The organism is Stutzerimonas sp. NM35 (assembly GCF_054604355.1).
Genome location: NZ_CM137728.1, coordinates 2,351,813 through 2,364,231, shown reverse-complemented (window position 1 = coordinate 2,364,231; position 12,419 = coordinate 2,351,813). Strand labels below are relative to the sequence as shown.

At 64.9% G+C, this 12,419-nt stretch carries 9 protein-coding genes; 3 read left to right on the top strand and 6 right to left on the bottom strand.

The features are described from left to right. Nucleotides 1-75: 75 nt before the first annotated feature. Entirely contained in the window at nucleotides 76-1,212 is a 1,137-nt protein-coding gene (locus ACYCFC_RS10965) for a GNAT family N-acetyltransferase (protein WP_459651606.1), read from the top strand. 83 nt (nucleotides 1,213-1,295) lie between these two features. Here ACYCFC_RS10965 and metR read toward each other — a convergent pair whose 3' ends face one another. Further along, nucleotides 1,296-2,222 (bottom strand): transcriptional regulator MetR, encoded by a 927-nt coding sequence (gene metR, locus ACYCFC_RS10960; protein ID WP_181086458.1) that lies wholly within the window; start codon nucleotides 2,220-2,222, stop codon nucleotides 1,296-1,298. Nucleotides 2,223-2,338: 116 nt separating this feature from the next. Next, nucleotides 2,339-2,929: an exopolysaccharide biosynthesis protein gene (locus ACYCFC_RS10955; protein ID WP_459651605.1), complete on the bottom strand. Its 591-nt coding sequence runs from the start codon at nucleotides 2,927-2,929 to the stop codon at nucleotides 2,339-2,341. A 165-nt stretch (nucleotides 2,930-3,094) separates the two neighbouring features. Between ACYCFC_RS10955 and metE the strand changes: the two genes are divergently transcribed. Then, nucleotides 3,095-5,395: a 5-methyltetrahydropteroyltriglutamate--homocysteine S-methyltransferase gene (gene metE, locus ACYCFC_RS10950; RefSeq protein ID WP_459651604.1), complete on the top strand. Its 2,301-nt coding sequence runs from the start codon at nucleotides 3,095-3,097 to the stop codon at nucleotides 5,393-5,395. Between the two features lie 466 nt (nucleotides 5,396-5,861). On the opposite strand, the gene ACYCFC_RS10945 is transcribed toward metE, so the two are convergent. The 4 genes from ACYCFC_RS10945 to ACYCFC_RS10930 all read right to left on the bottom strand — a co-directional run bounded on the left by ACYCFC_RS10945 (nucleotide 5,862) and on the right by ACYCFC_RS10930 (nucleotide 10,421). Beyond that, complete coding sequence (locus tag ACYCFC_RS10945; RefSeq protein WP_459653978.1) at nucleotides 5,862-7,784, bottom strand: DNA topoisomerase III; 1,923 nt, start codon at nucleotides 7,782-7,784, stop codon at nucleotides 5,862-5,864. Nucleotides 7,785-8,015: 231 nt separating this feature from the next. Beyond that, the gene (gene trhA / locus ACYCFC_RS10940) at nucleotides 8,016-8,633 is read right to left on the bottom strand and encodes a PAQR family membrane homeostasis protein TrhA (protein WP_312341995.1); all 618 of its coding nucleotides are present in this window, start codon (nucleotides 8,631-8,633) and stop codon (nucleotides 8,016-8,018) included. 43 nt (nucleotides 8,634-8,676) lie between these two features. Continuing rightward, a complete protein-coding gene (locus ACYCFC_RS10935) occupies nucleotides 8,677-9,363 on the bottom strand; it encodes a DUF4197 domain-containing protein (protein WP_459651603.1) in 687 nt (228 codons plus the stop codon). 53 nt (nucleotides 9,364-9,416) lie between these two features. After that, the gene (locus tag ACYCFC_RS10930; protein ID WP_459651602.1) at nucleotides 9,417-10,421 is read right to left on the bottom strand and encodes an AraC family transcriptional regulator; all 1,005 of its coding nucleotides are present in this window, start codon (nucleotides 10,419-10,421) and stop codon (nucleotides 9,417-9,419) included. Between the two features lie 342 nt (nucleotides 10,422-10,763). Here ACYCFC_RS10930 and ACYCFC_RS10925 point away from each other — a divergent pair, with 342 nt between their 5' ends. Continuing rightward, entirely contained in the window at nucleotides 10,764-12,365 is a 1,602-nt protein-coding gene (locus ACYCFC_RS10925; protein WP_459651601.1) for an FAD-dependent oxidoreductase, read from the top strand. Nucleotides 12,366-12,419 lie beyond the last annotated feature (54 nt).

Here is a 12,419-nt window from a genome sequence, read left to right as displayed (position 1 = left end):
CGAATTCGGCCCTACGATATTTGCGGCGCCCTGAAGCGCTTTTTTTCCTGCGCGCGACGGGCCAGACTGCTCGCCATGCCTATCCAGATACTTTCCCGTCTTGCCGAGATCGAGCCGCAGAAGTGGGACTCTTTGCTGCCCAATCCCCAGCCATTTCTGCGCCACGCATTTCTCTCCAGCCTTGAAGACAGCGGTAGCGTGGGTGACGGCAGTGGCTGGCAGCCGCAGCATCGCTTGCTGCTCGATGCTTCCGGCACACCGCAGGCGGCGCTGCCGCTGTATCGCAAAAGCCATTCCTATGGCGAGTACGTCTTCGACTGGGCCTGGGCCGATGCCTGCCATCGCGCGGGTATCGCGTATTACCCCAAACTGCTCTGCGCCGTGCCGTTCTCGCCGGTGGCCGGTGCGCGGCTGCTGGGCGACAGCGGAGCCGCCGCACGGTTGCTGGAGACGATCAGCCATGAGCTGGCCGAACGGGGCCAGTCTAGCCTGCATATCAACTTCACCGAGCCGGATGCCGATGCGTCATTGCGCGGCAGGGACGGCTGGCTGGAGCGTATCGGCTGCCAGTTCCACTGGCACAACCGCGGCTATCGCGATTTTCAGGATTTTCTCGACGGCCTCACTTCGCGCAAGCGTAAGCAGTTGCGCAAGGAGCGCGAGCAGGTGGCGGGGCAGGGCATCGAATTCGAGTGGCGCGAAGGCCATCAGGTCAGCGAGATCGAGTGGGATTTCGTCTACACCTGCTACGCCAATACCTACCATGTGCGCGGGCGAGCGCCTTATCTCACGCGCAGCTTCTTCAGCCTGCTCGCCGAGCGCATGCCCGAGGCGATTCGCGTGGTGCTGGCCAGGCAGGGCGGGCGTCCGGTGGCCATGGCCTTCAGCCTGGTCGACGCGCAAGAGTTCTATGGCCGCTACTGGGGTTGCCTCGCCGAGTTCGACCGATTGCATTTCGAGACCTGCTTCTACCAGGGCATCGATCAGGCCATTGCTGGCGGCCTGTCTCGTTTTGATGCCGGGGCGCAGGGTGAACACAAGCTCATCCGTGGTTTCGAGCCGGTGATCACCCGTTCCTGGCATTACCTGGCGCATCCGGGGCTGCGCGCGGCGGTGAGCGACTTTCTCCAGCAGGAGCGTCAGGGCGTGCTGCGTTATGCCGAAGCGGCACGCGACGCGCTGCCATATCGACAGGAAGCTGCACAGTCGTAGGTCGAATTAGCCGAAGGCGTAATCCGACGATCCGAAGGCGTAATCCGGGTTTCCGAAGGCGTAATCCGACACCTCAGGGGTCGCTATTTCCCCTTCGGCGCCGCGCTGACACCCTCCAGGGTGGCGAAGGAGGTGTCCTTGGCGGTCAGCAGGAAGTCGCGCATGAAGGGCGAGTCCAGCATGTCGGCGCGGATGCCGGCGAACAGTGTGGCGAACAGGCCTTTTTCACCCAGGCGCCGGGCGCTGACGTAACCGCGCGCGCTGTACTCGTGCAACGCCCAGTTGGGCACGCAGCAGACGCCACGCCCGGACGCCACCAGCTGCATCATCATCACCGTCAGTTCCGAAGTGCGCACCTGTGCCGGCTCGACATCCGCCGGTTCGAGAAAGCGCGTGAAGATATCCAGCCGATCCCGCTCCACCGGGTAGGTGATCAGGGTTTCGCTGGCCAGGTCCTCGGCGCGCACATAGGGGCGGCTGGCCAGCGGGTGCTGGTTGGCCACCGCCAGCAGCGCCTCGTAGGTGAACAGCGGGACATAGGTGATGCCCGGCAGCTCCAGCGGGTCGGAGGTCACCACCAGATCCAGATCGCCACGGGCCAGCGCCGGCAGCGGGGCGAAGGAGAAGCCCGAGGCCAGGTCCAGTTCCACTTCCGGCCAGGCATCGCGGAACTGGTCGATGGTGGGCATCAGCCACTGGAAACAGCTGTGGCATTCGATGGCCATGTGCAGCCTGCCAGCGGTTCCTCCGGCCAGCCGCGCCAGATCGCGTTCGGCGCTGCGCAGTTGCGGCAGCAGGCTGTCGGACAGCTGCAACAGGCGCAAGCCGGCACTGGTGAAGCGCACGGGGCGGGTCTTGCGCACGAAGAGTTGCAGGCCCAGGCGTTCTTCCAGTTCCTTGAACTGGTGCGAGAGTGCCGACTGGGTCAGGTGCAGGCGCTCGGCGGCTTCCACCAGGCTGTCCGTTTCGCGCAAGGCGTGAAGGGTCTTCAGATGACGAATTTCCAGCATGCCGGGGGCTTCCTGCGCTGTGCGAATGATGACGGATGCATGAGGGTGACTTGAGCGTCGCTCATTACGATGGCCGAGTTTGTCCCAGTCGGCTCATAGTGTCGAGCCGTGATCGGCTACAGCCACAGGCGGCTGACGAAATAGGCCAGGCAGGCGAAGAAGCCGATGGCAACCAGCACCAGCACCCCGTCGCGCGCCATCATCCCCAGGCCGAGGATGCTCAGGGCCGCGCCGGCGGTGGTATTGCCGAAAGGGATCAGCTCCAGCGGCGGCATGGTTGCGGCGATCAGCAGGCACAACAGGGCGTTGAAGCGCACGGCAATCCCTTCGGTGAGAAAGGTCAGGCGCCGCCGCAGCAGGCGGTCGATGAAACCGGCGGGACGCTTGAGAAAGGCCAGGGCGCGATCGTATTTGCTGCGCGAAGCCGTACGCCGCAGCAGCCATTGGGGCAGCCAGATGTGCCGTCGACCGACAAGCAACTGTACGGCGATCAGCGTGACCATCACGGCAAAGATGCTCGGCAGGCCAGGAATGCCGGACAGCGGCGAAAACACCAGCAGGCCCGGCACCAGCAGCAGCGCACCGAAACTGCGCTGGCCGGTCGCCTGCAGCATGCAGTCGATGCTGACGGGCTGGTCGGTTTCTCCGGCCTGCTCCAGTAACTCAAGCAGTGTTCCGAGATCTTTCGGTTCTTCTGGCCGATTCATGTTGGCTTCGTGGCAAGGAGAGATGGCCCTTTTTTGAAAGCGCGGGAACGCAAATGTCACAACATGAATATTTCTATCCGACAAAACAAATAAGTTGAGTTTGTTTCATTGTTGTGGGGTGCTCACACTCCCGCCATCGAAATCGAGATGGATTGGAGAATCGTCATGGCTGTTGCTCATTCCCTGGGCTTCCCGCGTATCGGCGCGGACCGCGAACTGAAAAAAGCCCTTGAGGCATACTGGAAAGGCGACTTGAGCGAAACCGGACTGCGCACTGTGGGCCGCGAACTGCGTGCCGCTCATTGGCAACTGCAAGCCGACGCCGGTATCGAGTTGCTGCCGGTGGGGGATTTTGCCTGGTATGACCAAGTGCTGACGCATTCGCTGATGTTCGGCGTGGTGCCGGATCGTTTCCGACCTGCCGACGGCCAGCCGACGCTGGATACGCTGTTTGCCATGGCGCGCGGTGTGGCCAGGAGTTGCTGCGCAGCCGGGCAGGCGCAGGAGATGACCAAGTGGTTCGATACCAATTACCACTATCTGGTCCCGGAATTCACCGCCGATCAGGCGTTCAGCCTGTCCTGGACGCAGCTGTTCGAGGAGGTCGAGGAAGCCCTGGCGCTGGGGCATTCGGTCAAGCCGGTGCTGATCGGCCCGCTGACCTATCTCTGGCAGGGCAAGGCCAGGGGCGCGGCGTTCGACAGGCTGGAATTGCTCGACAGGTTGCTGCCGGTCTACGGCGAAGTGCTGGACAGGCTGGCCGCGCTGGGCGTCGAGTGGGTGCAGATCGACGAGCCCATTCTGGTGCTCGATCTGCCGCAGGACTGGAAGAATGCCTTCGAGCGGGCCTACAACCAGTTGCAGCGCGCACCGCTGAAGAAGCTGGTCGCCACCTATTTCGGCGGCCTGGAAGACAACCTGGCACTGGCCGCCTCGTTGCCGGTGGATGGTTTGCACATCGATCTGGTGCGCGCGCCGGAACAGTACCCGCTGATCCTGGACTGGTTGCCGGCCTACAAGATCCTGTCCCTGGGCCTGGTCAACGGGCGCAACGTCTGGCGCTGTGACCTGGACAAGGCGCTGGACGTGGTGCGCCATGCCGCGCAGCGCCTGGGCGACCGGCTGTGGATCGCGCCATCCTGTTCGCTGCTGCATGCTCCGGTGGACCTGGCGCGGGAGGACCAGCTGGATGCCGAACTCAAGAGCTGGCTGGCCTTCGCCGTACAGAAATGCACCGAGGTGGCGGTTCTCGCGCGTGCGGTGAATTCGCCCGAGGATGCCCAGGTGCAGGCGGCCCTGCGGGACAGCCGAGCGGTGCAGGCCAGCCGGGCGCAGTCGCCGCGCATCCACAAGCCCGAGGTGCAGGCGCGCCTGGCGGCGATCAAGCCACGGCATGCCCAGCGTTCGTCCGGGTTTGCCGAGCGTATCGAGAAACAGCGTGCGCAGCTGGATCTGCCGGCATTTCCCACCACCACCATCGGCTCCTTCCCACAAACCCCGGCCATTCGCCTGGCTCGTCAGGCATTCAGGCAGGGCAGGCTGGGGCTGGCCGACTACACCGAGGCGATGCAGACCGAGATTCGTCACGCGATAGCGGTGCAGGAACAGCTGGGCCTGGATGTGCTGGTGCATGGCGAGGCCGAGCGTAACGACATGGTCGAATATTTTGCCGAGCAACTGGACGGCTACGCCTTCACCCGCTTCGGCTGGGTGCAGAGTTATGGCTCACGCTGCGTCAAACCGGCGGTGATCTACGGTGATCTGAGTCGACCGGCACCGATGACGGTGGAGTGGATTCGCTACGCGCAACAGCAGACCGAAAAGATCATGAAGGGCATGCTGACCGGCCCCGTGACCATGCTGATGTGGTCCTTTGGCCGCGAAGATATCAGCCGCGAGCAGCAGGCACGGCAGCTTGCACTGGCGATTCGCGACGAGGTCTGCGATCTGGAGGCGGCGGGTATCCGGATCATCCAGATCGACGAGGCGGCCTTCCGCGAGGGCCTGCCGTTGCGTCGTGCCCAGTGGCAAGGCTATCTGGACTGGGCGGTGGAGGCCTTCCGCCTGTGCGCAAGCGGCGTGCGTGACGAAACGCAGATCCATACGCATATGTGCTACAGCGAGTTCAACGACGTGATCGAGTCGATCGCGGCGATGGATGCCGATGTCATCACCATCGAGACCTCGCGCTCGCAGATGGAGCTGCTGGAGGCCTTCCGCGCCTTCGAATACCCCAACGATATCGGGCCGGGCGTCTATGACATCCACTCGCCACGGGTGCCGGATACCGCCGAGATGGTGCGGCTGCTGGAGCAGGCCTGCGCACGGATTCCGGCAGAACGCCTCTGGGTCAACCCGGATTGCGGCCTGAAGACACGTGGCTGGGTGGAAACCGAGGCGGCTCTGGTGAACATGGTGGCGGCAGCTCGGCAATTGCGTGCCAGGCAGCAGGCCAGGGTGGCCTGAGGGCGGGCTCTGTTCCGTTGCGTGCGGGTGGAACACTCTGCTGTTGTGGCGGCAGACGTGTCCGCGAATTCAAACCTGAGCCGTAGATCGGGTCATGCTTCACCGGCCCGACAGGGATGTAGGGCCGAACTTGTTCGGCCTTTTGCGCATTCCTGGCCGAATGAATTCGGCCCTACAAGCCTTCCACCGAGCGGAGTCATGCTGGATGTAAAAAAGACATTCGCCCTACGGTGCTGCTTTTGTGAGGACGTGTCCGCGAAGCGCTTTCCGAACATCGGCATGGCTCCATTCGCGGCCAAGGCCCCTCCCACGAAGGCCATGTGCATGCCGATCCTGTGGGAGGGGACTTGTCCGCGAATGCGCGGCTGAAGCGGAACGCCGTCCGGTCGCTCCCACAGAGGGCGCTGGTTTCGCCAACGCTCCATGCTGATGCAGACAGGCTGTGTGGAGCTGAAGGGGATACATCTCAAGTGCGCCTGATCGCCTTCCTGGGCATGGCCTTGGGCTTCTTCTTCTTTTTCCAGGGCGCGCCTTTACCGGGCGGGTTCGGCGGGCCGCTGATGGTCAGGCGCAGGCCGCGGCAGCGCTCCACCTGCTTGCGCATCCAGGCGGACTGCTTGGCGACGAATTCCTCCAGGCTCATCTCGCCGGACTGCACCATGTCCAGCGCCTGTTCCCAGATCGCCGTGGTGCCGGGGTCGGCAATCGCCCGTGGCACGGCGTCGATCAGGCTGAAGGCCGCCGGGCTGGCTGACAGCGCCTTGCCCTGTTTGCTCAGGTAGCCGCGATCCAGCAGCCCCTGGATGATGCCGGCCCGCGTCGCTTCGGTGCCGATGCCGGTGGTGTCCTTGAGCTTCTGCTTCAGGCGCGGGTCGTCCACCAGTTTGGCGACGTTCTTCATCGCCTTGATCAGATCGCCTTCGGTGAAGGGTTTGGGCGGCTGGGTCCAGAGGTCCTTGAGGTTTACGCCCATGACGTTGCAGTGCTGGCCCTCGCTCAACGGCGGCAGTGCCTGGGGCGGCGCCTGCTCACGGCTCTTGGTGGGTGTCAGAGCTTCGGGCAACGCGCGGCGCCAGCCGGGCTCGACGATCACCTTGCCCACCGCCCGCAGCGCCTGCCCGGCGCAGTCGAAATCCGCCTGGGTGCGGTCGTATTCGTGGTTGGGCAGGAACTGCGCCAGGTAGCGGGCGCGAATCAGCGTATAGACCGCGCGCTGCTTGCCCGCCAGCCGCGACAGATCGGTAGCGGCGGCGGTGGGGATGATGCCGTGGTGGGCTCCGACCTTGGCATCGTTCCAGGTGCGCGAGCGGCGCTGTGGCTGCACGTGCGGGAGCAGTTCGGCCAGCGACGGATCGCTGCGACCCAGGGCGGCGATGATCGCCGGCGCCTCGCCGTGCTGGCTCAGCGGCAGGTAGCCGCAATCGCTGCGTGGGTAAGTGATCAGCTTGTGGGTTTCGTAGAGCGCCTGGGCGATATTCAGCGCCTCCTGGGCGCCGAGGCCGAGTTTCTTCGAGCAGATTTCCTGCAGGGTGCCGAGGTCGAAGGGCAGCGGCGGTGCCTCGCGCATGCGTTCGGTGCGCAGCTTCACCACCTGTGCCTGGGCGGCACTACCGATGGCGGCGGCTGCCTGGCGCGCATGTTCCGGGTCGAGGCAGCGCCCCTGGTCGTCGCAGCGATCCTCGGCTGCGCGCCATTGCGCGGTGAAGGGTACATCGCCGGCCTGCAGCGCGACCTCGATGGCCCAGTAGGGCACCGGCACGAAGTCGGCGATGCTGCGGTCGCGATCGACCACCAGGCGCAGGGTGGGCGTCTGCACGCGGCCCACCGGCAGCACGCCTTGGTAACCGGACTGCCGCCCGAGCAGGGTGAACAACCGGCTCATGTTCATGCCGATCAGCCAGTCGGCGCGCGAGCGGCCCAGCGCCGAATGGTAGAGGCCGAAGGTTTCCGCGCCGGGCTTGAGCGCGGCCAAGGCCTTGCGGATCGAGGCATCGTCCAGCGCCGAGAGCCAGAGGCGCTGGATGGGGCCGCGATAACGGCAGTGCTCCACCAGCTCGCGGGCGATCATCTCGCCTTCGCGGTCGGCGTCGGTGGCGATCACCAGCTCGCTGGCTTCGGGAAGCAAACGCTTGACCGCCTTGAACTGGCTGGCGGTCTTCGGCTTGACCAGCATCTTCCAGCGTTCGGGCACGATCGGCAGATCGCCCAGCACCCAGCGTTTGTAGCGGGCGTCATAGGCATCCGGCGGGGCGGTTTCCAGCAGGTGGCCGATGCACCAGGTCACCGTCACGCCGGGGCCGAGCCAGCAGCCGTCGCCACGCCGGTTGGCGCCGAGCACCTTGGCGATGTCCTTGGCCTGGGAGGGTTTTTCGCAGAGAAACAGCCGCATCGCCGTCATCTATCCATTTTCGCAATGGGGCATAGCATGAGCAGCGTAGCGGTTTTGGGCAATCTTTATCTGTATGGATGTACAGTTTGAAGCCTGTTACGCCCGTAGGGCCGGATTCATTCGGCCAATCTGGATGGGGGGCCGGTTGGCTGCTGGCCGAACAAGTTCGGCCCTACGGGATGCGCAAGTACATCACCTGTAGGGCCGAATTTATTCGGCCACCCGGAGGCGCTAGACCACGTATCCCGCAATTGCCACGAAATGCAGCAGGCTGCCGGCCATCACGAACAGGTGCCAGATGCCGTGCCAGTGACGAAAGCGCTGGTCATAGGCGTAGAAGATGATCCCGACGGTATACAGCACGCCGCCGGCGACCAGCCAGGTGAAGCCGACGCCGCCCAGTGCGGCAAGAAGAGGCTTGACCGCCACCAGCACGATCCAGCCCATCACCGCATAGATGACGACCGACAGCACCCGCGCTTCCGAGCGTGGCTTGATTTCCTGCAGCATGCCGATGACGGCCAGGCCCCAGACGATGCCGAACAGCCACCAGCCCCAGCTGCCGCGCAGGGTCACCAGGCAGAAGGGCGTGTAGCTGCCGGCGATCAGCAGGTAGATCGACAGATGATCGAGCTTGCGCATGATCCCCTTCGCCCGGCCCCGCACGCTGTGGTAGAGCGTCGAGGCGCTGTACAGCAGCACCAGGGTGAAACCGTAGATCGCCACGCTGACGATCCTGGCCACGTCGCCGCTCATGGCCGCCAGGATCAGCAGCCAGACGCTGCCGATCACCGCCAGTACGCCACCGGCCAGGTGCGTCCAGGCGTTGAGTTTTTCTCCGTGGTACATCGGTGTTCCGCGCCGAGTTAGCAGGTAGTTTTTCAACGGCCTGTTAGTTGCCCATCAGCACGCCGAACACCTTCTTGGCCATGCTGGTGGCTGCCTGGGTTGGGTTCTGGCGGATGCTCGCTTCCTGCTCGGCGATGACGCTGAACAGCCCGTCGAGCGCCTGCTCGGCGACGTAGCCTTCGATGGTGCCGTATCTGGCATCGACCGCACCGAGGCCGGATGCCTTGGCGGCGAGTGCGTTGTACTGCTGGGCGACGCCGACCTGGTCGGTGGCCTGCTTGATGATGGGCATGAACTTGTCGCGGATCTGCTCGCGGCTGCTCTTGTCCAGGTACTGGGTGGCCGAGTCGTCGCCGCCGGCGAGGATCGCCTTGGCGTCGGCCACGGTCATCTTCTTCACGGCATCGAGCAGCAGTTCCTGGGCCTGGGGCACGGCGGCTTCGGCGGCCTGGTTCATGCTGTTTTCCAGCGCCTCGACCTGCGAACCCATGCCCATCATCTTCAGCATGCGCGAAGCCTTGCCGAGGTTGCCCGGCAGTTCGATGCGCACATCGGGGTCATTGCTGAAACCACCGGGTTTGCCCAGTTGCTGCACGGCGACCCTGGCGCCCTGGCTGAGGGCATCCTTGAGTCCTGCGCTGGCGTCGCCCTGGCTCAGGTCGGACAGCGAAAGCGCGAAGGCCCCGCTGGACAGCAGCAGGCCGGCGATAAGGGGGATGATGCGACGCATGGGCGATTCCTCTGGTTGTGATAGGGGCGAGCTTAGCAGGTCTCTCACGCGCGCTATGTGACGTCGAAATGCGCCTTGCGCCATTGTTGCGGTGCCATCCCGCTCCAGCGCTTGAATGCACGGGAGAAGGCCGTCTCGTCGGCGTAGCCCAGGTGCAGCGCCAGATCGGTGATGGATTGCGCGGAAAGCCGCAGCTGCTGGCGCGCCTCGCCGTAGCGAACGTCATCGAGCAGGCTGCGAAAGCTGTGACCTTGGCGTTGCAGTGCCAGTTGCAGGCTGCGCGGATGCTGGCCGAGCAGGCTGGCGACCACCCCCAGCCGGGCCTCGCCGGTGGAAAGGATCGATTGCAGGATATAGCGCGTGCGCTCGACGTGGTCCGTCGGCAGCTGCGAGTTGTGGCGAAACTGTTCGATCAGGTGCGACTTGAGCTGGCTGCGCTGTTCCACAGGGCGCAGGGTGAAGATGTCGGCGTCGGTGACGAAGCCGCTGCAAGGCTGCTCGAACAGCACCGGGCAGGAGAACAGCCGCGCATATTCCTGCGGTTCGCCCAGCGCCGCGTGGCTGATCAGTAACCGGCGCGGTTGCCATTCGCCTGCGAACAGCCCGGCCATGGTGCGCTGGGTGACGCCCAGGCCCAGCTCGCGCAGCTGACGCAGATCCACCGGCTCCTGCAACTGCAGGCGGTACTCGACTCGCAGCTGCTCGCCTTGCGTTTGCAGATGCAGCGAGATGCCCTGGGCATGCAGGTGCACGTATTGCTGGGTGAGCTTGAGCACCTCGGCGAAGCTGTCCGCCTGGGCCAACAGCAAGCCGAACGGGCCGAACACCAGGTAGTCGTGGTATTCGCTCAGCTGCAGGCCGAAGCTCGGCGCGGGGCCTTCGGCGGCGGCCAGGTTGAGCGCCTGGGCAAAGCGCGCGTAAGGCACGTAGAGATCGGGACGGCGCAGCACCAGCGGGTCCAGCTCGCAGCGGCGCAGCAGCTCGTGGGGGTTGAGGCCATGGCGGCGACAGAGGCTGTCGAAGCCGATAAACACGGCGCTGCGGGCGATCTGGGTCATGCAGGTTCCTCGGCGAGTTCTGATAATCGATCGATCATGCTTCGGCTCGCTGTGCCGGTACGCCCAGCGTCGAACTTCCGGGTGCCCACGCAGGAGCGTGGGCACCATCGGGCTAAACGTTATTCGATCGCTCCCATGCTCCTGCGTGGGAGCGCCGCACCGAACGCCAAGCTTTCCTCTCATCCCGCACGAGCGTGAGCGTGGTCAGCAATTTGGCCGCATCAGCACGCCGTAATCTGCCGTGTATTCGCAATATATCAACTTGTTCTTCGTGAAATGTCAGGCCAAGTGGCGTCTGCCGGCCTAGTCTCAAGGCTGTCGCTGCGTTTGCCAGGAGGCTTTATGAGTGCTGCGCTTCATCGTTGTGAAACCCTGGTGATCGGTGCCGGGCTGGCAGGGATCAGCACCGCGCTGGAACTGCTCGACCAGGGCCGCGAGGTGTTGCTGCTCGATGCCGCGCCGCGCAGTCACTGCGGTGGCCAGGCCAACGATGCCTTCGGCGGCATGCTGCTGTGCGGCACGCCCGAGCAGCGGCGTAACAAGGTGCAGGATTCGCCGCAGCTGCTGCTCGAAGACTGGCTGCGCGTGGCCGCCTTCGAGCCCGACGATCACTGGGGGCGGCGCTGGGCCGAGCACTATGCCGAGCGCAACAAGGCGGATATCTATGACTGGCTGCGTCAGCGCGGCGTGAGCTTCTTCCCGGCGGTGCAATGGGTTGAGCGCGGCAATTTCGGCGATGGCAACTCGCTGCCGCGCTACCACGTGGCCTGGGGCTGCGGGCGCGGGATCGCTCAGACGCTGGCTCGGCAGATGTTTGAGCACGACAGGTTGAGTTGCCTGTTCGAACATCGGGTGCTGGGGCTGGAAACACGCGACGGCGCCGTGGTGGGCTGCCATGGGCGCGGCCCCGAGGGCGACTTCCGTATCGAGGCCGAGCACGTGGTGGTGTGCAGCGGCGGCATCAACGGCGACCTGGCCAAGGTGCGTCAGCACTGGGACCCCCTCTACGGACCCTTCCCCGAGAACATCCTCAACGGCACCGACCCGCGCGCCGACGGCGAGCTGCACGCCCAGGTGCAGGCTGCGGGTGGGCAGGTGGTCAAGCTCGGGCGAATGTGGAACTACGCCGCCGGCATCGCCCATCCCGAACCGCAGTATCCGCAACATGGCCTGAGCCTGATTCCCTCGCGTTCGGCGCTCTGGCTCGATGCCACAGGCCGGCGCATCGGTCCGCAGCCTCTAGTAGGAGGCTTCGATACCCACGACCAGTGCAAGCGCATCGGTCGGTTGCCCGGCCAGTACGGCTGGCAGTTGCTGAACTGGCGTATCGCGATCAAGGAGATGGCCATCTCCGGCACCGACAGCAACCCGCATTTTCGTGACCGCAAGCTGCTGCGGCTGCTTTGGCAACTGGTCACTGGCAACCGCGAACTGGTGCGCTGGCTGATCGAGCGCTGCCCCGACGTGCTGGCCGCCGAGAACCTGCCGCAGTTGGCCGGCAAGATGGCCGCCCTGTCCGGCGATGGCCGGCTCGACCCGAACCTGCTGGTGGCCACGGTGCAGCAGTACGACGCCGGCATCCGCCGCGGCCCGTCGCTGTACAACGACGAGCAGCTGCGCCGCCTGCAGCAGCTGCGGCAATGGCGTGGCGACCGGCTGCGCACCTGCCGCGTGCAACCGATCATGGATTCCGGTGGTGGCCCGCTGATCGCCATCCGCACCCGTCTGATCAGCCGCAAGAGCATGGGCGGGATGCTCACCGATCTGCATTCGCGGGTGCTGGATGCCCAGGGCGAACCAGTTCCCGGCCTGTATGCGGCAGGGGAGGCGGCTGGTTTTGGTGGCGGCGGCATCAGCGGTATTCGCTCGCTGGAAGGCACCTTTCTCTCCAACTGCATCCTCAATGGCCGCCGCGCCGCGCAGGCCATCGCTGGTGGTGGGTGATGACGACCGATGGCAGACGATGGTTCCCACGCACCTGCGTGGGAATCCGCTCGG